Genomic DNA, 25242 nt, shown 5'->3' with positions numbered 1-25242 from the left:
GAGACATGTTGTATCCATTCTTCGATAGCACCTATATATTGATCATCCTAGGTATCGTGGTTTCCATGATTGCTTCGGGATTCGTCAAACGTACTTTCAATACCTATAACCAAGTGAAAAGCCAAAACGGTTACACCGCTACGGATGCAGCACGCTTCATCCTTGAGCAATCGGGCATCCATGATGTGCAGATCGAACGCGTCCGCGGGGATTTGACGGACCACTATGACTCGCGCGCCAAAGTGTTGCGTCTTTCAGACACGACAGCCAACTCGACTTCGGTTGCGGCTATCGGCGTCGCTGCCCATGAAGTCGGTCACGCAATCCAGGACCAAAAAAATTACATTCCGTTGCGCTTGCGTGCCGGGTTGTTCCCAGCCGCCAATTTTGGTCAGATGGTATCCATGCCGATGATCATGATCGGCGTATTTGCGGGCATGAACCAGACGTTCCTCAATTTGGGGATCCTCTTCTTCTCGTTCAGCTTTTTGTTCCAAGTGGTCACATTGCCTGTCGAATTCAATGCATCCGGACGCGCGCTGAAGATTCTGTCGAACGGTGGCATCCTGAATGCGCAAGAAGTGCCGAAAGCCCGCAAAGTTCTTGTCGCAGCAGCCATGACGTATGTCGCGGCGGCCTTCATGAGCTTCCTGCAACTGCTCCGTCTGCTGTTGCTTTTCGGCGGCGGAAGCAACGACGATTAATTGACGGCAATAGTGTAAGCCTGCCTTCTATCGGAAAAAAACTGCTTCGGTCCATTCGATGGGCTGGAGCAGTTTTTTTGCCGTGGAGGATTCCCGGAAGGGCGGCCGTTAAACTTGTTATCTCGGGGTGGCTATACTATAATCACATTAGCATTTTGGAAGTCTATATCAGAAAAGAATTCCGAATCAGACTCTGGAAGCAGGAGCTAACAATGAATCCTAATAAACAATCGCAGGACAAGCGCGTCATAGCAACAAAGAAAAACCTTTTGCATGCGTTGATAACTCTGTTGGAAGAAAAATCCATCGAAGAAGTGACGGTGAGGGAACTTACCGGACGGGCAAAAGTGAATCGGGGAACTTTTTACCTGCATTATGTCGATAAACATGATTTGTTGGAAAAGAATATCGATGCGCTGATTCTGGAACTTCAGGACAGAGGGAAAGCCATCACGAAAACAGCTTTATCCGGGGCAACGGAAACGGAATTCAGGCAAAAGACGGTCGAGGCGTTCACGGATATCTTCAGTTACATCAAAGAAAACGAGCGCTTCTTCAGTGTTCTTTTCAACGGGCGAAGCAGCTACTCTTTTCCGCTCAAATTCAACACTTATCTGAGGGGACGTTTGGAAGATCAGCTCCGGTCGAAAAAGACTGTTATACCTTATGAACACTGGATCACCGCCGTTTCCTTCGCCTACCAAGGGATGATCTACTCCTGGGTGACGAACGGCATGAAAGACTCGCCGGAACGGATGGGAGAGTACGGGTATTATTTCATTTCCCAAAGCGTGGTGGAAATAACCAGAGGAACGTGATCGTACCATAAATTAGCATGTTTGTGTTTGAGCGACAGGAGGAAGCGTCATGGGAAGAGGAAACCTTGATTTGAATGTGGTCCAGGAGATACTGAACAAGACAAAAGAAGAAGTGGAAAACATGCATCCCGTCAATATCCTGCTGGCGGGGAAGACGGGTGTCGGGAAAAGTACGCTGATCAACAATGTCTTCCGGGAACGGATGGCTGAGACCGGAATCGGAAAACCTGTCACGAAACACTTGCGGCGGATCGCAAAGGAAGGCATGCCGATTGTGCTGTATGATACGCGCGGGTTGGAATTGGGCCATCCGATTCAAACCGAGGTAAAACGGGAAATCATCGATGCCATCAAGAAGAGCCAAAAGGAAGGGGCCGATAAGGCGATCCATTTGGTCTATTATTGCATCAATGCGCATTCCTCCCGCATCGAGGAATCCGAGATCGCCTTTATGGAAGAACTTTCCGGATTATTGCCGGTGTTGGTCGTCCTGACGCAATCGATCGGTCAGCCTGCGAACGAGCTGAAGCAATACATTGAAAATCTGAACTTGCCGATTGCCGGGGTGCTGAACGTGATGGCGGAACCTTACGCCATCACGGATGAACTGGTGCTTCCGCAGAGCGGATTGAAGGAATTGATCGAGCGGACGTTTGCGTTGCTGCCGGAGGAGACGAAAGAGGCTTTTAACAACGCCCAACAGGTGGACATCGCGCGTAAAGCGAAAGCATCCCGAAGTTGGGCGACAAAATACATTGTGACCACATTCGGTGTTGGGTTCACGCCGATCCCTTTTTCAGATGCGACTGTCCTTGTGCCGATGCAGATCGGCATGCTGGCCCACATTACTGCCATTTTCGGTATTTCGATGGATAAAGCCACCATCACCAGCGTGATAGGCGCTGTCGGCGGAACAGGGGGAGCCACTTATTTAGGTCGGTACATCGTGTCCAACCTGCTGAAGCTGATTCCCGGTGCGGGGACGATCGTCGGAGGGGTCATCAGCGGCGCCACGGCTGCCGTGTTGACGACCGCGCTGGCGATGAGCTACATCGAGGTGCTGACCGTTGTGGCAAAAGGTGAAAAGGACGGCAAGTATCCGGACCTCAGCAACATCGAGACGCTGATGCGCGAAAAAATGCAAGAGCGCCTGAAAATGGGAACCAAGGATCAGGACGTCAAAGAGGTCTTGGCTAACCTGAAGAAGAAAAATCCATTGAAAAAATGGCTGAAAAAATAGAAAAAACAAAAACGCACAGTCAGCCGACTGTGCGTTTTTTCAACATACCTGATTTTAGATGCTGGTTACGTTAAGCGGCTGTTTTAACGGGCCATTTTTCAATGCAAAAAGGTAACAGATGCCGTAGATGATGGCCAAGCCCATCATCGCATACATGCCGATTGCATATGAGCCAGTTACGTCATAAACAGCTCCCCAAAGCGGGCCGGAGATGGACATCCCGATGGAAGGCGCCATACCAAGGATGGACCAGATACGCGGGTAATCCCCGATACCGAAGACTTCGCTCACGACCAATGGTGTCAACACCGCTGGTCCACCGAGTCCGAACGCGAGGATGAACATGACGATCGACAAGGCCAGGAAAGAGCGGGTGGTCGCAAGGAAGAACAAGGCAATCACCATGCAGACAACAACAACTGTAAGCGTGATGGTCGAATCGATTTTATCATTGAGGGCTCCCACCGAAATGTTGGCGATGATCATGCCAGCCATGACGAGCGAGAACAACGAGCCGACCTGTCCGGATGTGAACTCCAGGCCACTAAAGTGCGCCGGCAGATGTTGCATCATTCCGCCTCCGAAAGCGGAAAGGAAAATGCCTATGAATAGGATGTAAAACGATTTCATCTTTTTGGCTTCTTCATAAGGGATGGACAGAGCATGTATAGGTTCATTGTTTTGGGTTTGAGCGGACAGTTCATCCCCATAAGCGTTCAGGCCGATACTACCTGGATTTTCCACCAACAAAAAGAGGGCGTTCGGGACAGTTAAGAGCGCGAAAAGTCCTGCAATCAAAAAATAACCCATGCGCCAACCGAAATTATCCAGAAATGTCGGCATGATCATCGAAACGATGGCTCCTGCAAGTCCTCCGGAGGCATTCAATAAGCCCATCATCAATCCTTTTTTGGCGGTGAACCAATTATTAATCAACAAAATCGCCAGAAACATGGTGATTGGCATCATGAATAGGCCGAGGAAGATGCCTCCTAGATAAAATTGCCATAAATGGGTGGCAAATGCCAACCAAACAAATCCAAGCGAAACCCAGAGTCCTCCTCCGATCAGTAAGCGCTTTGCGCCAAATTTAGGTAGAAATTGTCCGATCAGGGGAAGCACGAAGACGCCGGTCAAAGTCGACAGGCTGATGTAAAGCGAAAAAGCACTGCGAGTGAAGCCTAATTCCATGGTAATCGGCTCAACGAAGAAACCAATCGCATTTCCGGCAATGTACATGGCCATGATCAAAAAGGCCGCAGATAAAAAAGATAGATAGTGGCGTAAGGTCATATAATAGTTCCTCTCTACATCGTGATAAGTAAAATGTGATTCATGTCAGGTTTTCCATATAACAAAAAGGCATTCCACAATATGGAATGTCATTTCACGAAACCGGATACATGTTTGTTTATATAAAATCTTATATTAATAATCAACAAAAAGCAAGGGAGTGTCAAAAAAAACGTCACACCCGTGAGGATGTGACGACAGAAAGAGGCGGATTTTCGGCTCCATTCATCCGAAAATTCAATCTTCAAAATGCAACTGCAATTGCGGAACCTGGAAGAAATGCTGGAGTGCCAATGCGATACCGCCCAAAAGTGCGCCGTTTTCCCCCAGTGTGGACAAACTCACCGGAACGTTTTGTCCGGACTTCCGGTTCAATTCCGTTTGGATTGCTGTCACACATTCCGGCAATGCACGGAAGAGGTCGCCATTCAGATAGACTTTTTCCGGATCGAACAGACTGATGACATTGCTGATCGCGATGCTCATATGCAGCACGAGATGTTCCACTACATTTTTGGCATCTGCATCGCCTGTTTTATACAAGGTAATCAGATCGCCCAGCTTAAGTGCGGGAGCCTTCTTGAGGTCCCTGATTTCCGCAACCAAAGCACTCGTTGAACAATATTGGTTCAGGCAGCCTTGTTTGCCGCAGTCGCAGTCTTTCCCGAATGGATAGAGGATCGTGTGCCCCAGATTGCCAGCCAAGCTATTTTTGCTGCGGAACAACCGGTTCTGCAGCAAGATGCCGGAACCGATGCCTTCATCCAGATCGATACTGATGATGTTCCCCGGAGAATGGGCGAATACAGCTTCGGCAATCACCGCTAGATTATTCTGGTTCTCCAGGAAAATCGGGCAGTTGATTGCGTCGCTCTCTAGATGTTTGGCGGTCAGATGCTCTAACATTTTGTTAGTTGATGCTACTATCTCATCTTCATGCACAAAGCCGTCGATAGAGACAACAATACCCACGAAGTGAAATGGCGTCTTATTGAGGTTCTTCCTGTGGTAGACGACCACTTCCTCGATGCTGTCGATGATATTGCTGGCCTCCACTTTTCTGACCAAATTATACTGCGCGACGATTCTGCCTTGAAGATTGCAGACGAGAGAAGAAATCTTTGTTTGTGTAATGGTCAAACTCATCGCGTATCCGCCATTCGCATTCACCTTCAACAACACCGGTTTTCTCCCACCAACAACAGAACTTTGACCTGTCCCGAGTTCGACGACAAGTTTTTCCTTAAGCAGTTTTTTGACAATTTCAGATACGGTTGCCTTATTGAGTCCGGAATCATGAGAGATGGCCGCTCTTGAGGTATTGGGATGATTGATGATTGCTGTCAAAACGATGGTTTCGTTCTGTTCCCTGATTGTGTTACGGTTGACGATCATGGTGTGTCACACCCTTTACAGATTTTTTTTGAGTTTTGGGCGCAAGAAAGGTGATGGATCTGAAAAATATACAAGGAAAGGCCATCCTGAAGCAGGGTCGAACACGTTTCAGAAAGTCTATCGGATGTGGGAATATCTTGCATAGTCGTCAGAAGTGTAGCGGTGAATACGGTTACAAAAATGGTTATGAAGCAAGTGGGCTCGTTGAAGAGCGATGGTGGAGGGAACAGTCATTTTGGTCATAAGTCTTTGGTTACATTTTAACACTTTTTGTTGTTGATTGCGAGGTTTGGATGACCGCCAAACCCAATTCACACGTACTTTTTTCTAGTAACCGAGGTGATTAAGCGTTTTCTGGATTGTGGTCTCTGAGTCATTGTCATTTTTGGGGATAATCGGTAAAATGAAAGAATCGTTGGAGGGGGTTTTACAGAATGTTGGGTTTGAACGGGATTGATTGGGTAATGTTGATCATTGCCGCGATCATCATCGGTTTTTCGAAAACAGGCATACAAGGTGCGACAATACCGGCAGTGGCACTCGTTGCGGTTTTGTTCGGAGGTAAGGCGTCAGCCGGCATTATGTTGCCGATGCTGATGCTAGGGGATCTTATCGCCATCTTTCAGTACGGCAAACAAGGTAAATTCAGTGACGTCCTGAAATTGTTGCCCGCAGCCGTAATTGGTATCGCCATAGGAGCCATCACAGGCAATTATCTCGATGACAAGCAGTTTAAAGCTTTATTGGGTATCGTCGTGTTGATTTGCTTGGGGCTGTTGGTCTACAGAGAGGTGACCAAAAGAGTTTTACCGCTTCCGAAAAATCCAATCTTCCACTGGATGGTTGGGGCTGTCAGCGGTTTTTCATCGATGGTCGGGAATGCGGCGGGGCCAATTTTCAACGTCTATCTGCTGTCGCAAGACATCTCCAAGAATAAGATGATCGGAACAACTGCCTGGTTCTTCCTGTTGATGAACATTGTGAAATTGCCTTTCCATATCTTCATGTGGGGCACCGTCACCTGGGGAACGCTCCGGTACATGCTGCTGATGATTCCGTTCATCGCATTCGGCAGTTGGGTGGGAATCACTTTCGTCAGGAAGATAAACGAAGTGTGGTACAAACGCATCATCATGATCATGACCGCGATTGCTGCGATCCGTCTGTTCATCTAAAAAAGAGATGCCTAATGAAGGAAGTAAAATCCTTTCGTTAGGCATCTCTTTTTGAACTTCTAAAAAACTGGCTGAATATTTATGCTACTTAAGGTGTTCCACTTCTACTTCATCAGCCGGATCGACTGGCCCACGCAAAGCCCGTTGGTTGGCCCGGTGAAGGTGAAATGCTTCCAGGATCGGAACCAATATCGAAGCGACAAGTCCGCCCGAAAAGCCATTATTGTAGAGGTTGACGCCGCCATGGAGATAGCCGATATTCATGACCAATGTCAGATGCATGGCTCCGGCGATGATGCCCGCTATGTTCCCGTAGCGACCGGCCAAAGGTGCCAAGGTTGTACCGAACAGTGCCGAAATCAGCACGATGGTTGACTGATTGTCCTGATAGTTGAGTCGGCCCATCAGAGTGACCCCAATCAGGATCGGCAGGACATTCTTGACGTTTTTCCCGAAGGCTCCAAAACCTATAACTGTGAAGATTCCTCCCAAAACGGGACCGTTGATTTCTCCCCCCATCAAAAGAATGTAAGTCGTAGACAGGAATCCAAGAAAAGACATGTTGATGAGCGTCGCACCCAAACCGCCAAGCTCCAGGTAATCAGTAGACAATTGGCCCGAATGGCGCATGATTCGCTTCAACCCCTTGAAGCTCCATCCGTTGAGCCACAAGCCAATCAGGAACATGCCACTGAACAATGAAAAGAGCAGCACTGAAAATGGGCCATTGTAGCCGCTGGCAAGGATATTTGCTGTTTTGATCTCGAAGCCGAAGTTGCGCATCAAAGAGATGAAGACCGTTCCGATGATGCCGCAGGTGAAGCCGACGTTATAGAGGCTGAATCCTCTTGTGAAGGTAACGAAATGATGCGCCAAGGGGGGGATCAGGAAGCCGGAAATGAAACCGGCGCCCAGCCCAAGAAGCACACCATAGGGTTGACCGATGCCGAGGCTGAAGGAGAGTTCACTGACCAGTGGTGCCAAGGCGGTTCCGAAAAGGGCGGCCAGCAATGATTTGTGCATCGGTACTTTTGTGACTCTTGCATAAGTGAAGGCACCGATGCTGATCGGCATGGAATTGAATAAGTTCTTTCCAAAAAAAGCGAATCCCGCAATCGTCAAAATGCCGGCTATGACCGGACCGTTAATCTTGGCATCCGCCATCCGGACAATCCAGAGAGCCTGCAAAGTCATCAAGGCAACGTTGAACAAGGCCGCGCCGACGTTCGTCAACGCCATGTAATCCGTAAACAGATTAGCCGGAGAGGCCAGTATGGTGAGGTTGCCTTCATAAATTTCGCGGGGGCTGTTGAACAGGAAGGCCACACCGCCCATCAATAGGGCAAAGCCGGTCAATAACCTAAATTTTAATCGCTCGTAGAGTTCCTCTGCGCCACTCATAGTAGGCTGTCTTTTCTGTATCATTAGTGTCCCCCAATCTTATAGTGTTGAAACTGATTAATGAAAATGAAATATGGAAATTGCTGTTTATCGGTATGGAACGACCCCAAGCTGACAAACTCATGTAAACGTTAACTTACATTTAATTATACAGGGCCGGAGCGACTCTCACAATATTTATTTTCAACTTTACTAAAATCCACTAATATTGCAACAGGAAATACACAAACGGAACAATCTGCGCTGAACATTTGGTCCAAAAGGCAGCACCCGAACCAAAAAAGACCGCACTTTTGTACCGATTCAGCTCGGATTTGTTTACATTCCGATATATACCGCTACAATATAGAGAGGAAGATACAATCATTTAGGAGGAGAAAATATGCTGACAATCGGATACATCGGAAACGGAAAAAGCACGAACCGTTATCATCTGCCATTTTCTTTATCAAGAAGCAACATCAAAGTCAAAACAATCTATAGCCGGAATCCGGAGAAGAGTGATTGGGAAAAAATCGAGGGCATCCACTACACTGGGAATATTGAGGATGTGCTGGAGGATGATGACATCCAGTTGGTGGTCATCTGTACGCATACGAATTCCCACTACGAGTTCGCCAAACAAGCTTTGGATCACGGCAAAAATGTACTGGTCGAAAAACCCTTCATGGCAACTTCCGAAGAAGCGGCCGCCATTTTTGCTTACGCGAAAGAAAAGGGCTTGCTGGTCCAGTGTTACCAGAACAGACGCTACGATTCGGACTTCCTGACGACGCAGAAAGTCATCGAAAGCGGCAAATTAGGCGATCTGTTGGAAGTCGAGATAGCAATCGATTATTATCGTCCGGAAATTCCTTTAGCGATTGACAGCTTCACCAAGGATACAAGCTACCTGTACGGAATCGGTAGCCATACCATCGATCAGGTCCTTTCCTATTTCGGCAAACCGGACAAAATCCACTATGATGTGCGCCAATTGTTGGGGCCGGGCCGGATGAACGATTACTTCGATTTGGATTTCCATTATCAGAATCTGAAGGTTTCCATCAAATCCAGCTTCTTCAGGCTGAAGGAGCGTCCGAGTTTTGTCGTATACGGGAAAAAGGGCATGTTCGTGAAACAGACCCGAGACCGTCAAGAAGAGCATCTGAAACAGTTCCACATGCCGAACCATTCCGATTTCGGGATCGACCTGCCGGAACATTACGGGGTTCTGACGTACATGGATGATGAAGGCGTCTACCATGAAGAGAAAGTGGTTTCCGAGAAAGGCGATTACGCCAGAGTCTATGACGATCTGTACAACGCAATCGTGAACGGTGCGGAAAAAGTTACCAAGGACGAGGAGACCCTGCTGCAGATGGAAATCATCGAAACAGGGATAGCGGGTATGGTCTAAAGAGTATGATAGTGAAAAAACCTTGAAATGGGTATGAATGCCCATTTTAAGGTTTTTTTTGATGTTTAGTTAATTTGCGCGAACATCCTTCATCGCATCCAAAATGGCTACATCTTCCGGCGAAATGGTGAAGTTAAGCTGTGTATTTTCGATGATGCGGGCCTCGTGCGTGGACTTCGGCAGAGGCAAAGTATCCTTCTCCAAGCAGTAACGGATGGATAATTGCGCCGGCGTCACGCCGTATTTTTCAGCCATCTGCTTGATTTCAGGGCTATCCAGAATAGCGCCGGTAGCTAAAGGTGAATAAGCTTCAACAACGATTTTATGCGTTTTGCAGAAAATCAGCAGGTCTTTTTGGTCACGGCCGATGTAGAAAGGAATCTGGTTCGCCATCGGTACGATGTCGCAGTTGTCCAGGATCGCTTGCAAGTCTTTGATGGAGAAGTTCGAAACCCCGATTGCGCGGATCCGGCCTTCGTCATAGAGCTGTTCCATGGCTTTCCAAACTTGGATGTTGCCTTCGGTGCAGTCCTTGCCGATTTCATCCCATGGCCATGGCGCATGGATCAAGTAAAGGTCCAAATAATCCAAGCCGAGATTGCTCATGGTTTCCTCGAAGTGCTGTAGCGCACCTTCGAAATCTTTGATTTGCGCCGGCAGCTTGCTGGTTACGAACACTTCTTCGCGGGCAATGCCGAAATCGCGGATCGCTTTCCCAACATTTTCTTCATTGTGATAAGCATGTGCCGTATCGATGTGTGTATAGCCGTTTTTCAAAGCCATCGTCACCGCTGCATAGGCTTCTTCGTTGGGGATTTGCCAAGTCCCGAAACCGATTGAGGGAATCGTCACACCGTTGTAAAAAGTGAATACATCTTTATTTGTCATTAAATAACCTCCTGATATGATAGCGTTTACTATTATTCAGTTTAGAGCAGTTGGAGGCAGATGTAAAAGAATACACCTCGAAAGGCCAAAAGAGACACAAATCAGATATGCCTATATAGAATAATTATCTCTACATGATCTAGTAATATATTACCGGTATGATAAACTGATGAGTAAAGACACAAGTGAGGTGAAGCCATGTATTCGTTGATAACCAACAGCAAAAAAGGGACCTTGTTGGATGAATTAGTCCAATCTTTGGAAACGTGCCAACGCTTTTACCTGAACGTGGCCTTCATCAACTTTTCCGGACTGCAATTATTGTTGGATCCTATCCAAAAAGCGGCTGAGAACGGTGCGTCAGGAAAAATACTGACCGGGACTTATTTGAATTTTACGGAACCGTATGCGTTGACCCGCTTAAAAGCATTTCATCATATCGATACGCGCATCTTTGTCGCCACTAAACAAACCGGCTTTCACCCAAAAGCCTATATTTTTGAATACACCAATTATTATAAAATCATCGTCGGCTCTTCCAATATCACTCAAAGCGCCTTAAAGAGCAACATTGAATGGAATCTTCAGATCATCACCAAGGACGGCAATGAGGACGAGGAATTCATTTCGGAAATTATGGAAGCCTATTCAATGATTTGGGAGAGCAGCGAAATACTGGATGATGCCTTCATCGACGATTACGCAAGTTTCTTAATAGATCGCAAAAAAGACCTCGTTGTCCAAGAGTCATATCCCATGGTTTTCCAGTTCACGCGCGTACCCTCGATCAAACCAAACATGATGCAGGAATTGGCGGTAGAAAAGCTGATGCGGTTGCGTGAAAAGCATCAGGATAAGGCATTAGTGGTCGCTGCGACCGGCACGGGCAAAACGTTCCTAGCGGCTTTTGATGTGAAACAAACAAAACCAGAGCGGCTTTTATTTCTGGTTCATCGGGAAGACATCCTGCACAGTGCAATGTCGTCTTTTAAAAAAATCATCAATCTGAAGGATAAATCGACCGGTATTTTATCCGGGACTTCCAAAGAGCATCAGTCTGATTATTTGTTTGCGACAATCCAGAGTATGAAGAATATTTATGCAGAATATGACCCGGGGCATTTCGACTATATTATCGTGGATGAAGCGCATCATGCGACCAGTCCGAGATATATGGAGGTTCTCGAGCATTTTAATCCCAAATTTCTGTTGGGGATGACTGCGACGCCGGAGCGGACGGATGGCGGAAACATCTTTGACTTGTTCGATAACAATGTGCCGGTTGAAATTCGGTTGCGTGAGGCTTTGGAATACGATTTGCTGGTGCCTTTCCACTATTTTGGTATCACCGATGAATCGGGTGTCGACTTAAAGGATTCGGAGAATCTGACGCCAGATCAAATTGCAGAGCGCCTCAGTGTTCATCGGCGAGTGGACTTCATCGTCGAAAAAATGAACTACTATGGGCATGATGGTTTGAAACGCAAAGCGTTAGGCTTCTGCATGACGATTGCGCACGCAGAATTTATGGCGGAAGAGTTCAATAAACGGGGGATCCCGAGCATCGCCTTATCCGGTGGCGATAAAGTTACCAGAAGAGAAGCCTACACGAAATTATTGGAAGCGGAAGATTCGGATTTGGAAGTGATCTTCACCGTGGATATTTTCAATGAAGGCATCGATATTCCCGGCGTCAATCTGGTAATGATGCTGCGGCCGACCCAGTCTTCCATTGTGTTCACACAACAATTAGGACGTGGCTTGCGCAAAAAAGACAACAAGGAATTCCTGACAGTTTTGGACTTCATCGGCAACTACAGCAAAAGCTTCCTGATTGCGATCGCTCTGAACGGGCGCCGTTTTTACGACAAGGACAGCGTCAAAACGTCAGTGAAACGCAATTTCTCGGATTTGCCGGGAGCGACCCATATCCAATTGGACGAAATCAGCAAACAACAGATTTTGGAACAGCTCGAACAGGAGAAGTTTTCGAGTCTGGCCTACTTGAAAAACAGTTATCTGGAGTTTAAGAACCTGAATAACGGGAAAATCCCTTGGTCATTGCAGGACTATTTGAAAGTGGACGCTGCTCCCGATCCGGTCACTTATTTTCACAGAGCCGGAACGGTATCCTCGAGAAATTATCTCGAGTTTATCAACAGGGTGGAAGAGAACAATGAATATGTACAAACCTTGACTTCAGATCCTTTGTTCATGAATATACTGTCGACGCTTTCCCAATGGCTGCCTTTGATCCGTCCGCATGAATGGATCATTTTGGAACTTTTATTAGCGCAAGAGACTTGTACGTTGGCGGAAGTGAAAAGCGAGTTGTTGGAATATGTCGATTCAGTGGATGATGCCACTGTATTGCATGCCTTCCGCACTTTGGCAATGGAATTTGCCGATAAAGGGGAAAGAGACAAAACAAGACCTATCGTTTCCTTGGACCACGACCTGAAACTGCACCGGACACCGGAGTTTGCGAAAATCCTTGACGATGAGACCTATCGTTTTTTCATCACGGATATCCTGCATTACGGACGGATGCGCTACTTGAAGGCTTTCGGTACCCTGAATTATGGAATTCCGCATCTGAAACTTTACGAGGAATACACCATGCGGGATATCGCGTTGGTGTCCAACTATCAAAAGACCCATTCTTCTTTCAGGGGACAAGGCGTCCTGAAGAATGATGAAATCAATCATTATTTCTTTTTTGTCGACCTTCATAAAGGCGAAGACGTAGAGGAACGGGTAAACTATAAGGACAAATTTATCAGCACCAAGCAATTCCAGTGGGAGTCGCCAAATAGCACAAAGGTTGCTACGGATCGCGGGCAAGACTTCGTCAATCCCGAAAACCGCGGCGTGACATTGCATCTGTTTGCCCGCAAATTCAAACAGATAGACAATGTCACTTCCAAGTTCATCTATCTCGGTGAAATCACACCAATATCCCATCGGAACGAAAAACCGATTGAAATCCAATACAAATTGGAAAAGGAAGTGCCTTGGGAATTGTATCAAGAGTTTGAACCGGAACTTTCCATCAAGTAGAGCAACTTATTGCAGGATTACCGGAAACTGCAGCCGCGATTATAGGCGAGCAACAGCTTCCGGTATTTGTCTGCAAACAAGCGATTGGATAGGGCTTCGTCAGATAATGATACAACCATTGTCAGGGTTAATTTGAGAACGCTTTAAAAAAACAGTATATTTTAGGCTAGGGTGGATGCTATAATTTCGCCAAGGGGGAATGACCATGAGCTTCGATAGGAATCAGTATTTACGTGAATTGGAGACGATCGTCAATATCGACAGTGGCAGCAGAAATGCTGCGGGCACACAAAAAGTGGCGACGTTTTTGGAAGAGAAATATAGGCAGCAAGGTTTTCTGACCGAGCTGGTTTCGGTCGGTCCGGAAGTGGGCCCTGTTCTGGTGGCGATGAATGCTCCGGACGAACCCATCGATCTGCTTTTCATCGGCCACACTGATACTGTGTTCCTGGATGGGGAAGCGACCAGACGGCCTTTCAAGATAGAGGGAGAGCGGCTCTATGGTCCGGGCGTCTATGACATGAAAGGCTGCAGCCTGTTGACGGCTTATTTGCTGGAAAATTTGCCCGCAGAATTGAAGCAAAGCCTCAATATCTGTGTGATCCACAATCCGGATGAGGAGATCAGCTCCTTTTATTCCCGCGAAGTGATCATCGAGAAAGCGAAAACGGCCAAGTTCGCCTTCGTCATGGAGCCGAGTTCAGCGGACGGTTCGATGATCAAGGAACGGAAAGGCATCGAAAAACTGAAGATCCATTTCAAGGGCCGACCATCCCACGCCGGCGATGCTCCCCAGGAAGGGCGCAGTGCCATCAACGAGCTGGCTCATTGGATCGTTCGCATGAATACTCTGATCGATTACAATGCCGGTGTGTCGGTCAATGCGGGCACGATCCAAGGCGGCAGCGTGCCGAATGTCGTTCCCGAGCATGCCCAGATGGAATTGGACTACCGTTACTCAAATCCTGCGGACGTCGCGGCTTTCTTTGATATGCTGGAGGAACTGCAGGCGCATGCCGCCGCAATGGAGATCGGCATCGACATCGAAGTCATCGGCAAGCGGCCGCCTATGGTCGACGTGCCGGGTGCAAAAGAATTACGGAGCGTCTTCGAGGATGTCGGCAAGCAAATGGACACAGTCGTTTCGTTCAAGAAATCGGGAGGCGTATCTGACGCCAACTTCACGACTAGCGTCGGGGTTCCGACGGTCTGCAGCATCGGTCTGATCGGCGGCGCTTTCCATACCGACCACGAATATGTGGAGCTGGATTCCATTCAGCAACGCTTGGATCTTTTGACGGCAGTTATAGCGGAAATGAGCTGCAGGAAGATGTTCTGCGAGAGCGCAGACCGGCTTTCTGTAAAATGATTTAGACATGAAAAATTATAAATAGAACAGCAGCGCGAAGGTCCTTTTCAGGTCCTCTGCGCTGCTGTTTTTTTGGATGGACGACACAGTGCTCCGCGGCGGAAATACTTGCCGAAGCACACTGGAAGAACAGCACTTTTGCCGCTCCGGATGCGATAATGGATGTATAGTATTTCAGCCTTAGATACCGATACGCGTAGCCTGCAGGCCGAGCAAATTGGTGATTGAATTGGATGATTCCGGGGGATTAAGCAGAAGGGGTGGTAACATGGTGAAGATTGGTGAGAAGACAGTTGTGTCCGTAACGTGCCAAGATGTTATTCTGCAATTAGCTGAGCAGTATTGTTCTGAAGGGGAGTACCTTCATTTCGGGATGAAAGAGAATCCGAAAAAATACGTATTGGTGACCGATGAAAAAATATATCTGATCAAATCCAAAGAGATGGCGGATGATAGGCATAAAGAGGATGTTTTCAGCATCCAGTACACGCAGATGCGAAAAGAGGAATTAAGGATGAAGTTTGAGGGCTGGTTTGTGGAAATGTCCACCAACAGCCTCGCGAAGAAAGAACCTCATTTCCATGTCATTTTGGACAAAATCCAAGGCTTCCGTCCGGACGAAAAAGAAACTACCTTAGAGAGTCCGCAACCCGTCTTGCCGGATTATCTGGATGCGGAAATCAACTGCTTAAAAGAAATATTGGCGGAAGGACTCATTACGCAGGAAGAATTCGAGAGCGTGAAGGACAGGCTGTCGGAATTGTAAGCAAGCAGCCGGTTCCGCCTAGTCGCGATACAGAACAACAAAAGAAAAACATGGAGCTGCCTCATTTTGAGGCAGCTCCATGTTTTTCTTTTGTTTGGTGCTATGATTGTCTAGTCTGGGGTTCAAGCTCGTGGCGGAATTACCCGCCAAAATGGTTTTGAAGGGGAATCTCGTGTTGTCCGAGGACGTTTTTCCCCGCCAAGGTGGTTTTGGCGGGGAACCTGACCGTGATTTAAACTGTTTTCCCCCGCCAAACCGCTTTTGGCGGGTTATCCGACAATTTCTTATGGAATTAAAATCAGACTGCCAAGCTCGTTCTTTTGAATGTATTGAACTGATCACGCAGAAGGGCGCGCGTCAGATGGTCTTCGAATGTCACGTTCAGATTCGGCAGCTTTGCGATATTGTAGATGTCGTTTGTATCCTCAACAAGCACCCAATTGTTCAATACCTTCACGACGATGGAAGACAGCGGTTCTGCGTGGCTGCACTTGAACAGCGTATCATCCACAAATTTTTTGAAAGGATTGGCCAGTTGCGTTTCCGGCAACATGTTCTCTGCCAAGTCCAGGGCATCATCCCGATAAATCGTGAATTCTTTTTCAAATACGGGAGGGGATTGTTTGATGAGTTCGTAATCCCGTTCCTTTATGTACGCCAAGGCATCCTGGTATCCTTTGCGGTATTCCTTAGTGGATTTGATGCCGCTACTCATATATGTTTTGGCTGCGATGACTTCTTCCAATGAATCTTCTGGAATCAACCAACCCTCTTTATTGCTGAATTTCACGGCGTCCTTGATTTTCCCTTTGCGGATCCATCTGCGAACCATTTCTTCTGAATGGGTTATATTTTTTTTGCTGAGTATTTTGACTGCTTCGGCTACGGTAAGCACTATTCATTCCTCCGTTATTACTTGTTTAGTTGATTCTATAGTAGCATTAAGCTTTCGGGATGTGGTGTTTCTTTTGTGTACTCCTAAACATAGTACAGTGAAAAAACACTTCACGGATGTGAAAAAGTCTAATACATCAAGAAAGTGTTTTTTTTCTGTTCAAAATATCAAGCACATCATAAGTACACCTCAATATCGGTACAAATACAGAAAAGCATACTATAATGAAGGCATTAAAACTACGGAGGTCGAGTATGGCAACAATTGAAACGTACCAAAGATCTGCATTGAAGAAAACCAATCCACTGTTAACTAAATTACGCACAACAGTCGAAACTGCTTTCTACGGCAGCAATATGCATGAAGTGGCGACACTTACAGAAGCTTATGAGTTGGCTAAAGCATCCCCAGGGGTCATCGTAACCGACCTTCCCATCAAAGAGACGGAAAAATTGGGACTGCCTGAAGATGCCAAAGTGCTGGTCGAAAATGGCGGAAAGATAGTCGGACGTACCGCTAAAGCAAGAAGGATCGTAGGCGAGGACAAAGCAGAGGACGAGCAATTGATTGCAATCGTCCGTGATGTCATCTACCAGAACCGTACCAAGAAGTACCACCATGCAACTGGCTATGTCGGATTGGATGAAGCGTTCATCATTAAAGCGCATATCGCATTTCCGGAAGGGAACGAAAATAATCTTTATTCTTGGTTGTTGAACTTCCAATGGGCCAATGACAGTTACAACGAATTGTACGCGCATTCAAAGAAGTATGATGAAGGGGATATCTACATCTATGCGGATCCTGATTGGCGCCATCCCGATTATCCGCTTGGCCTTGCTTACTTTGAACCCGATCATAACGTCGCCTGCATTTTGGGCATGCAGTATTTCGGGGAATTCAAAAAAGGCACGCTATCCCTGGCATGGGGTACCGCGCATCGCAACGGCTACGCTTCCTGCCACGGTGGCCTGAAGAAATTTGTGTTGGAAGACAAGAAACGCGTCTTTGCGTTCTTCGGTCTGTCCGGTTCGGGCAAGTCCACTTTGACGCATTCGAAGCACAACGGAAAGTACAAAGTGAAGGTATTGCATGATGATGCCTTCATCATCGATCTGGTTGACGGCTCCTCGATTGCGTTGGAACCGGCTTACTTCGACAAAACGCAGGATTATCCGGCTGACCATCCGGAGCAGGAATATTTCCTGACGGCACAGAACGTAGGGGTGACGAAGGACGTTGATGGAAAACGTGTCTTGGTGACAGAGGATATCCGCAACGGCAATGGCCGTACCGTCAAGTCCCGTTACGTGACGCCTGACCGAGTGGACAAGTTCCATTCGGCGATCGAGGGCATCTACTGGATCATGAAAGATGACGCCTTGCCGCCGCTCGTCAAAATCGAGGATCCGATCCTTGCCGCCACTTTCGGAGCAACGTTGGCAACGAAACGGTCGACTGCGGAAACTGCAAGAAAGGGCGAAGACAGAGACCGATTGGTTATCGAACCTTATGCCAATCCGTTCCGCGTATACCCGTTGATCGAGGATTACGAAGATTTTAAAGCCCTGCTGAGCAAAGAGGCAGTGGATTGCTACATCATCAATACCGGCGCTTTCCTGAATAAGGACATCACCAAAGATATCACGCTCGGCGTAATCGAAAGCATCGTCGAAGAGACTGCCATATTCAAACCTTTCGGGGACGGTACCGGCTTGGCGTACTTGGATGTGCCTGGCTATGAACCGCCGTTGGAAGACGAGAATTACAAGAAGCTGATCAAAGAACGGATGACAATGCGCACGGAGTTCCTGCAGACGTTCAACCAAGAACATCCCGACTGTCCGCTTCCGGATGAAGCCATCCATGCCTTTGACCAGATTGTCCGGTCTCTGTAAGTGCCAGCAGATCGGTTAATCCCTGATCTGAAAATAAAAAACCAACAACATTGTCCCCGTCAATCAGGAATAATGCTGTTGGTTTTCGTTTGTTGTTGTGTCAGCTTTTTTGGAGTGGGATATTGATGCAGACCGTCAAACCTTTTTGGGCTCTGTCCAGTCTGATTTGCCAATCATATTTATCAGCGATGGAAGAAACCACAAACAGTCCCAAACCGGACCCATTGCTGCCTTTCGTGGTGAAGAAAGGATCGAACAAGTCATTGCTCTCCAATCCTTCCGCGATTCCGGGTCCATCATCTGTGATGCATAAGACTGCGAATTCCTTGTCCTTCGTCACAATCGAACGCTTCTGCAATTCGGCGTTGCATTCGGCATCAGCTTTATTCAGCCGGATCGTCACATTGCCGGGACGCGTGTCGATCGCTTGGAAAGCATTTGTGAGAAGGTTATAAAGGACCACCTGCAAGTCCTGCTTATCGAAGCCTTCAACCAGGATGCCGGGAGCGATATCACTCTTGACTTTGATGCTCTTCGGCGTTAGGATCGTGATTTCGGAAATGGTGTCCTTGAGCACTTGCGAAAGATTGTGCGCGGTATCTTGTTGTCCTTCGCTGACCTTGGAAAAACGCAATACGTTCGTTGAGAGATCCTTTCCTTTTTCCGCCGCAAAGTAAATTTCCTGCAGTTCGCTGACCAATTCCTCGTTCTCGGCGTATTCATCCATCAACAACTGGGCGTTTCCCAGAATAGGGGTCAGGAAATTATTCATGTCGTGAACAATGGTCGTAGTCAAAAGTCCAATCGCTTCCAGTTTGCTTTCTTTCAAGATCCTTTTTTCCAATTGATGGCGCTCATTTTCGAATTTTTGTTTTTCGATGAGGCGTTGGCTTTCTTCATAAGCCTGATTCTTTTTGTTGTAACCCCTTATCAAAAGGATGAAGATGAGAATTATAGCAGAAATCAGCAATAATAGACTTAATAGGATATAATTGTTTTGAATAGGAACGCGGTTATGCTCGTAGAAATCCGAGTTCATTGCGATTACCCAGTGGGCTGCGCCGATATCAATCCACTCGAAGGCACCCAACTTCAGGACCTTGGTCGGATTTTCTTCGTCCCACCAATAGGAATAGTAGCTGAGCGTTCCTTGTTCTTGGGTGAGCTGAGCTTCCTCCAATCGCTTCAGATCGGAAAGATCCAGATCCGGGAACTGCTTTTGACGGTCGGAGATGATATCCAGTCCGACTTGGCTTTCGACAGGATGGATGACGACTTCCATATTGGCATTCTTCACCAAGGGATAGCCGCTGTAAACACTCGTATCGCTGAATATTTCCGCCTTGAACATATTCTCAAGGTTCAAGGGTGCAACAAAATAACCGGTGACTTGGCCATCGGTTGCAACAATGGTGGAATAAAGGTTCACGAAAGATTGGTTTTCCAGAAAATAATCGCTGCTGTTTTGGACGACTGGCCCGCTGTCGCGTAACGATTCCAGACTCGGGTCCGCTTGAAGCTGCATTTCGGCGATATCTCTGGGAAGTTCCTGAAGGATGCCCTCTTTGAACTGCCAAGCCTTCGCAAAAACACCCTCAGCATCAAGTTGGATCAGCACATTCATTTGATCTTCATGGGAACCGAGGTATGCGGCGACGAGAGCATCTTTTTCGGCTTCGGTGAGAGGTGTTTCCGGTAAATCCGTGGAACGCAACTTCTGGGAAAATTGCTGAAGCGATAAGGACCGGTTCTCGATGATAAGCTTCAGATTGTTGGTCACATAATTCAAGGTCTGCATCAGTTGTTCCTGACCGCTCTTCTTGGCATTTTCTTCCACGGTGTAGAAGCTTCCCGTGATCGTGACCAAGGTAATCGCGATGATGATGAATAACCCTGTCATGATGATATTGATGATACGTGTCGTCGGTTTGTTTTCCATCATAAAAGCCCTTTCTTAAAAAATGCACAGTATTTAAATAATCAGTTGACAAAACGATGTTCCGCTTGCGAAACTAGAGAACATTGAGGAGGAAAAATATGAACAACCAAAAAATTCTCGTCGTTGATGACGATATCGCAATCAGGCGGCTTATTTGGAAGTCGCTGCAATCAACGGGCGTGCTTATTTACCAAAGTGATTCCATCGAAAAAACATTGGATATCATGACTCGTGTGACTTTTGATCTTTTTCTGTTGGATATCAGTCTGGAATATGAGAATGACGGCTATCATTTGGCGCAGCTGATCCGCGCCGACTACCCGTTAACCCCTATTATATTTATAAGCGGCAAAAAAAGCGAGACCGATATCATCAACGGTCTCGAAACAGGGGCGGATTATTATATTACGAAGCCGTTTTCGCCCAATCTTTTGCGTGCTCAAATTTTGAGCACGTTGCAAAGAATGAAGACCATCCAGTCACAAAAAACAAATCCGAACAGCCGTGTATTGAAAGTGGGCGATTTTACTTTCGATAAAAACCTGTACCAACTGCAGAAGCGGGGGCAAGATATCGCCCTGTCATCCAAAGAAATCCAATTGATGCTGTTTTTCCTGGAAAATCCGAATCAAGTGTTTTCAAAGGAGCAGATCTATGCGAATGTATGGAACGATGGGGAGATGGACAACAACCTGATCATGGTATACATCAGCTACCTGCGCAACAAGATTGAGGATGACTCGAAAAAGCCGCGTTATTTGAAGACTGTCTGGGGTATTGGCTATACGTTCAGCCCGGACGGCGAATAAAAATCAGAAAAGATTTTCCAATTTTGCAAAAAAGACACCTAAAGATAAAAGATCGGCAGCTCCGCCTGGGCTCAAGTGTCTTTCTATCAAGACCAGGTCATAGCTGTACAGCAACTCTTTCAGGTTTCCTTCATACGAATCTTGCAGGAGTTGTTTTGCTTCCGTTTTGACTGTCTGCCAGGCGTCGATGCCTCCGCGGTGTATGATGTTGCCATCTTCAACTTGGCTCATCAACAGGAGCAGCGCCTTTAATAATAGCGTTTCAATGGGCTGGCTTTGATTTGCTCTTAAAAACGGCAAAATCAGTTCGCTCAAGGCAGGGTAGCCGGCTTCGGCTTCGCCGCGGATGCCGGTGATGCCGTAGCTGAGGTATAATTTTTCACCATACGTCAAGGAGTTTTTGGCTGCGAGATCGGCAAAATCATCCGTCACCAATCCATGACTCATTTCTTGGGCATAGGAGAGTACTTCTTGTGTATCATTTTGTGTGAAAGGAGGCTGCAGACCCCGACCGATGCAAGCACCGGTCGCCCCCAACAGTACAGCGAAAGAGAAGTTGGCGCCTTTGTGCGTATTGATGTTTTTGGTGGCAGCCAGCATCGCTTTTTCGGCATGAACGCCCATTGAGCGGACTTTATGGAACAACTCTTTTGCTGTTCCTTCATGTTCCATTCCTAATTTTACATATTGGTACAGGTAAGGGCTCAGGCTGACGATGCTGTCCAAAAAAGTAAAGAAGTTCATGTCAGAGTGGGCGCCGCTGTTGTTGCGGTCAACCAGACCGGGTTTTGGCGTCAATGCTACCTCATAAAGGAGAGCTTTCTCGGCTTGCCCGGCAATTTCGACAAGCAGCTCATTCATTGGTTTCAAAGTCAATTTTACGTTTCTCCATTTCTTTGACGATAAAATTCAGCGAGTGATCCAAATGTTCATGGGTGATGAGTTGGATCTGGAGCGCATCCTGTGTCTTCATCCCGCGGTAGATCAACCAGTGTTCCGCCAATGCAAAATCACGTCTTTCCTTCGAACTGATCGAGATGTCCCTGAAGTACATCAAGTATTCCGAAAGCTTCAAAACGATGGACTTCAAACGTTGCATCTGGCTTTTTTCGTATATGAAATCATTGAATTCCAAAAATTTCTGCTGTAATTCTTCAACTTTATCTTCCTGATTCAGCATTTCGCAATATTCCAAATGCAGGCGCATCACTTTGAAATCCTCGGCTGTCATCAGCTTCATAGCTGTTGTGGTAGCGAGGGTATCCAGCGCTTTGCGGATATCATAAATTTCGTACGCATCTTTTATGCTGATGCCTTTTACGACAACACCGACTCCAGGGACGTGTTTCACTAAATCTTCTTCGGTCAACTTTTTCAGAGCGTAGCGGATGGGTGTACGGCTGATGTTCATGTTTTCGGAGAATTCTTTTTCGTTGATGCGTTCTCCGGCTGGGATTTCGCCTAAAATGACGGTCTTGCGGAAAGCCTCGTAAATCAGGTCTTTAAGCGGCTTGTTTTGGCTAAGGTCTAAGTTTTTGCTGACTGCTTTGATTATAGTGCTCATCTTTTTCCCCTTCATCCTATTATTTTTTGGTTAATTGTTGGTTAGTTCTTTATGAGAGCGATTCCTTTATACTAAAAAGCCGAGCAGAGTCGCCCGGCTTTCCAGTCCTTATAAGGATTATACGTTTCTTTATTGTGGGATGTAAAGCGGCATTCCGCCGAACAATACGATTGTTACTACAAAAATAATGAAAACACCAAGCGCATATTTTGCAGCTTCTTTTTGCCAAGCACCCATATCCAAACCAGTCAAACGAAGTAACAGGTAGATGAATGCTACTAATGGGCTCAGTAAGTGGAACGCTTGTCCCATTAGAGAGGCTACAGCCATTTGCATGTTTGTAAAGCCATAAGAGCGACCTGCTTCTGCCAATACTGGCAATACACCGAAGTAGAATCCGTCATTGGAGATGAAGAACGCACCTGGCGCAGAAATCAGGGCAATCACGATTCCCCAGAAACCTGCCAATTGTTTAGGGATAACTTGTGTGAAGCTGTTCGCTAATGCGGTTGCCATACCAGAGCCTTGGAACAAGCCCATGAAGACACCAGCTGCTAGAACTAAGATAACAACTTGTACAGCATCGCCGCCGTTTGCGCCGATACGGGAAGATTGATCTTTAAGGACAGGATAGTTGACCATCAAAGCGATACAAGTACCGATCAAGAACAACATCAATGGCGGCAAAGCAATAGCTTCGATAAATGATCCAGCAATCAACCAAGCAATCAAAAGGATAGTTACAATACCGTTGAAAGCGAAGTTTTTTGGACGACGAATTTCTAATGTTTCAGGATCCGTCACAGTCGTCATTTCATCAATTTCAGCATCGGATAATATCGTTATGCCTAGACGAGCGCGTTCTTTGCGGCCCATGTGAGGAGCAACCCAGAAAGTTACATAAAGTAAAGCTAGAACCATACCCGGAGCAAGATAAGAAAGGATGCTTGCATCGACTTCCAAAACAGCCATAGCTCGAGCAGTAGGACCGCCCCAAGGAAGCAAGTTCATGATTGTGTTTTGCAGAATGACCAACACACCGAGATTCATCATGTTCATATTTAACTTCTTATAGATAGGAATGAAAGCAGAACAACAAATCAAAGTTGTTGTCGTTCCATCACCATTCAGGGAAACAGTGGCAGCAACGACAGCTGTTGCCATCAATACTTTCATCGGATCGCCTTTAGCGAAGTGGATCATTTTTTTAGTGATAGGGTCGAATAGACCGGCATCCAACATGATTGAGAAATAAAGAATAGCGAACAATAACATGATCCCTGTTTTAGAAGTGGTGGTAACCCCATCTAAAATAAAATCTCCGATATTTCCTTTTTCGGCAACACCCGCTACCATTGCAATGAGCGTGAAAATAAGTGGGATGATGACTAATGAGGTGAATGGTGATAATTTTTTCTTCATAATCGCAAACATGAACACTGCGATCATTCCATAAGCTAATACTGTAAGTAACATTTTTTTTCTCCTTCCGACTATAAAAATTTTTTTTGAGAGTGCCTGACCGCTTCTGTATTTAAATAAGTAAGTGAATCGATTCACATTTCTTCTAATTTAAAAAACCCGAAGTTGTTTGGGCTGTCTCTCTAAGAGCAATAATAGTTACTTTTCAAGTCAATTGAAAGCCGTTACTTTAAAAAAACACGAAAAACACACGCGAATTGAAACGCTTTCTTAAATGCGGCTTAACCAAATATTAAAAAAGTCTTAAATGCCTGTAAACGTTGATTTGACAACGTTTGTAGTGTTTGGTCGTTTTTGAGAACATAAAAAAAACAATAAAACAGGCGTAATGACCTGTTTTTAATGAGAGAAATTTCTATAATGGGATTAAATCCATAGAAAGGACGTGAGAAAATGATTTTTTTCAAAGGTTTCTTTGGGAAAAAGGACACAATAGCGCCTAAGCCAGTACCGCCAGTAACTGTTTCAGCAAGTGCACCCGTGAATGACCTGATTGAAATTCCGGCTTTTATACCCACTGATCCGAATGAATATGAATTAGTCAGTGTCATAGCGACAGCAATCGCTGCAGGAGATCATCCTAAATCGCAGTTTGTGGTAAAGAATATTATGAAGCGTAATCCCGAGGCTCATCTTGTTTCGCTGATTTCCGCAAGTATTGCGGCAGGCACTATGCCTGAAAGTAAATTTGTCGTAAAAAAAATAAGTCAGGTTAAATAATAAGGAGGAATTATAAATGTTAAGAAAATTCAAGATTGCAATCGATGGTAAGGAATACTTAGTAGAAATGGAAGAAATCGGCGGCGTGCAACAACCGGTTCAAGTACCAGTTGCAGCAGCACCGGCAGCTCCAGTAGCGGCACCAGCAGAACAAGCAGCACCAGCACCGGCTGCAGCGCCAGTTTCAGCGGCTTCAGGAGATGCAATGACGTCCCCAATGCCAGGAACGATCCTAAGACTGTTAGTGAATATCGGAGATGAAGTAAAAGAAAACCAACCATTGATGATCCTTGAAGCAATGAAGATGGAAAATGAAGTTGTTGCAAACCATGCTGGTAAAGTAGCTGGAATTCATGTGAACCAAGGTCAAGTCGTAAATGCCGGCGATGCATTAATCACCATCGCATAATTATTTTATTAGGAGGAA

Annotated in this window: 21 protein-coding genes; 12 read left to right on the top strand and 9 right to left on the bottom strand. The window is 46.3% G+C overall.

The window, feature by feature from the left end; translation table 11 throughout:
- Positions 1-5: 5 nt before the first annotated feature.
- The 3 genes from WBM30_RS02395 to WBM30_RS02385 all read left to right on the top strand — a co-directional run bounded on the left by WBM30_RS02395 (position 6) and on the right by WBM30_RS02385 (position 2762).
- Positions 6-704, top strand: coding sequence for a zinc metallopeptidase (locus WBM30_RS02395; protein WP_119092328.1), 699 nt, complete (start codon positions 6-8; stop codon positions 702-704).
- A gap of 212 nt (positions 705-916) precedes the next feature.
- Positions 917-1522, top strand: coding sequence for a TetR/AcrR family transcriptional regulator (locus WBM30_RS02390; RefSeq protein WP_140185402.1), 606 nt, complete (start codon positions 917-919; stop codon positions 1520-1522).
- A 49-nt stretch (positions 1523-1571) separates the two neighbouring features.
- A complete protein-coding gene (locus WBM30_RS02385) occupies positions 1572-2762 on the top strand; it encodes a YcjF family protein (protein WP_424899194.1) in 1191 nt (396 codons plus the stop codon).
- 54 nt (positions 2763-2816) lie between these two features.
- Here the strand turns inward: WBM30_RS02385 and WBM30_RS02380 are convergent, their stop codons facing one another.
- Together WBM30_RS02380 and WBM30_RS02375 are read right to left on the bottom strand one after the other, a co-directional pair.
- Positions 2817-4055 (bottom strand): MFS transporter, encoded by a 1239-nt coding sequence (locus WBM30_RS02380; protein WP_424899193.1) that lies wholly within the window; start codon positions 4053-4055, stop codon positions 2817-2819.
- A 237-nt stretch (positions 4056-4292) separates the two neighbouring features.
- Positions 4293-5450 (bottom strand): ROK family transcriptional regulator, encoded by a 1158-nt coding sequence (locus WBM30_RS02375; RefSeq protein ID WP_424899192.1) that lies wholly within the window; start codon positions 5448-5450, stop codon positions 4293-4295.
- Positions 5451-5884: 434 nt separating this feature from the next.
- On the opposite strand from WBM30_RS02375, the gene WBM30_RS02370 reads away from it, so the two are divergent.
- On the top strand, positions 5885-6625 hold the full coding sequence (locus WBM30_RS02370) for a sulfite exporter TauE/SafE family protein (protein ID WP_424899191.1): 741 nt from the start codon (positions 5885-5887) through the stop codon (positions 6623-6625).
- Positions 6626-6709: 84 nt separating this feature from the next.
- Here WBM30_RS02370 and WBM30_RS02365 read toward each other — a convergent pair whose 3' ends face one another.
- A complete protein-coding gene (locus tag WBM30_RS02365) occupies positions 6710-8050 on the bottom strand; it encodes a DUF1576 domain-containing protein (RefSeq protein WP_407433291.1) in 1341 nt (446 codons plus the stop codon).
- Between the two features lie 358 nt (positions 8051-8408).
- Between WBM30_RS02365 and WBM30_RS02360 the strand changes: the two genes are divergently transcribed.
- Complete coding sequence (locus WBM30_RS02360; RefSeq protein ID WP_424899190.1) at positions 8409-9425, top strand: Gfo/Idh/MocA family oxidoreductase; 1017 nt, start codon at positions 8409-8411, stop codon at positions 9423-9425.
- 69 nt (positions 9426-9494) lie between these two features.
- Here WBM30_RS02360 and WBM30_RS02355 read toward each other — a convergent pair whose 3' ends face one another.
- Positions 9495-10313: an aldo/keto reductase gene (locus tag WBM30_RS02355; protein WP_424899189.1), complete on the bottom strand. Its 819-nt coding sequence runs from the start codon at positions 10311-10313 to the stop codon at positions 9495-9497.
- A gap of 198 nt (positions 10314-10511) precedes the next feature.
- Here WBM30_RS02355 and WBM30_RS02350 point away from each other — a divergent pair, with 198 nt between their 5' ends.
- The 3 genes from WBM30_RS02350 to WBM30_RS02340 all read left to right on the top strand — a co-directional run bounded on the left by WBM30_RS02350 (position 10512) and on the right by WBM30_RS02340 (position 15508).
- A complete protein-coding gene (locus tag WBM30_RS02350) occupies positions 10512-13373 on the top strand; it encodes a DEAD/DEAH box helicase (protein ID WP_424899187.1) in 2862 nt (953 codons plus the stop codon).
- Positions 13374-13578: 205 nt separating this feature from the next.
- Positions 13579-14742, top strand: a complete 1164-nt coding sequence (locus WBM30_RS02345) for a M20 family metallopeptidase (protein WP_424899186.1) — start codon at positions 13579-13581, stop codon at positions 14740-14742.
- A gap of 268 nt (positions 14743-15010) precedes the next feature.
- The gene (locus tag WBM30_RS02340) at positions 15011-15508 is read left to right on the top strand and encodes a hypothetical protein (RefSeq protein ID WP_424899185.1); all 498 of its coding nucleotides are present in this window, start codon (positions 15011-15013) and stop codon (positions 15506-15508) included.
- A 298-nt stretch (positions 15509-15806) separates the two neighbouring features.
- On the opposite strand, the gene WBM30_RS02335 is transcribed toward WBM30_RS02340, so the two are convergent.
- Entirely contained in the window at positions 15807-16403 is a 597-nt protein-coding gene (locus tag WBM30_RS02335) for a helix-turn-helix domain-containing protein (RefSeq protein WP_424899184.1), read from the bottom strand.
- Positions 16404-16657: 254 nt separating this feature from the next.
- Here WBM30_RS02335 and WBM30_RS02330 point away from each other — a divergent pair, with 254 nt between their 5' ends.
- On the top strand, positions 16658-18301 hold the full coding sequence (locus tag WBM30_RS02330; RefSeq protein WP_424899183.1) for a phosphoenolpyruvate carboxykinase (ATP): 1644 nt from the start codon (positions 16658-16660) through the stop codon (positions 18299-18301).
- 100 nt (positions 18302-18401) lie between these two features.
- On the opposite strand, the gene WBM30_RS02325 is transcribed toward WBM30_RS02330, so the two are convergent.
- A complete protein-coding gene (locus tag WBM30_RS02325) occupies positions 18402-20243 on the bottom strand; it encodes an ATP-binding protein (RefSeq protein WP_424899182.1) in 1842 nt (613 codons plus the stop codon).
- Between the two features lie 95 nt (positions 20244-20338).
- Between WBM30_RS02325 and WBM30_RS02320 the strand changes: the two genes are divergently transcribed.
- Positions 20339-21049, top strand: a complete 711-nt coding sequence (locus WBM30_RS02320; RefSeq protein WP_107994846.1) for a response regulator transcription factor — start codon at positions 20339-20341, stop codon at positions 21047-21049.
- A gap of 3 nt (positions 21050-21052) precedes the next feature.
- Here WBM30_RS02320 and citG read toward each other — a convergent pair whose 3' ends face one another.
- The 3 genes from citG to WBM30_RS02305 form a co-directional block, all read right to left on the bottom strand.
- Positions 21053-21925 carry a triphosphoribosyl-dephospho-CoA synthase CitG gene (gene citG / locus WBM30_RS02315; protein ID WP_424899181.1) on the bottom strand — a complete coding sequence of 291 codons (873 nt, stop codon included), beginning with the start codon at positions 21923-21925 and terminating at the stop codon, positions 21053-21055.
- Positions 21903-22613 (bottom strand): GntR family transcriptional regulator, encoded by a 711-nt coding sequence (locus tag WBM30_RS02310; RefSeq protein WP_424899180.1) that lies wholly within the window; start codon positions 22611-22613, stop codon positions 21903-21905. Before WBM30_RS02310 ends, citG begins: the two co-directional genes overlap by 23 nt.
- 129 nt (positions 22614-22742) lie before the next feature.
- A complete protein-coding gene (locus WBM30_RS02305) occupies positions 22743-24089 on the bottom strand; it encodes a CitMHS family transporter (RefSeq protein ID WP_424899179.1) in 1347 nt (448 codons plus the stop codon).
- Positions 24090-24488: 399 nt separating this feature from the next.
- Between WBM30_RS02305 and WBM30_RS02300 the strand changes: the two genes are divergently transcribed.
- Both WBM30_RS02300 and WBM30_RS02295 read left to right on the top strand, forming a co-directional pair.
- Entirely contained in the window at positions 24489-24815 is a 327-nt protein-coding gene (locus tag WBM30_RS02300) for a hypothetical protein (RefSeq protein WP_424899178.1), read from the top strand.
- 16 nt (positions 24816-24831) lie between these two features.
- Entirely contained in the window at positions 24832-25224 is a 393-nt protein-coding gene (locus WBM30_RS02295; protein WP_424899177.1) for an acetyl-CoA carboxylase biotin carboxyl carrier protein subunit, read from the top strand.
- Positions 25225-25242 lie beyond the last annotated feature (18 nt).

The sequence above is a fragment of the Trichococcus sp. genome, assembly GCF_049684335.1.
Lineage (GTDB): Bacteria > Bacillota > Bacilli > Lactobacillales > Aerococcaceae > Trichococcus.
This window is presented reverse-complemented; position numbering and strand designations above follow the sequence as displayed.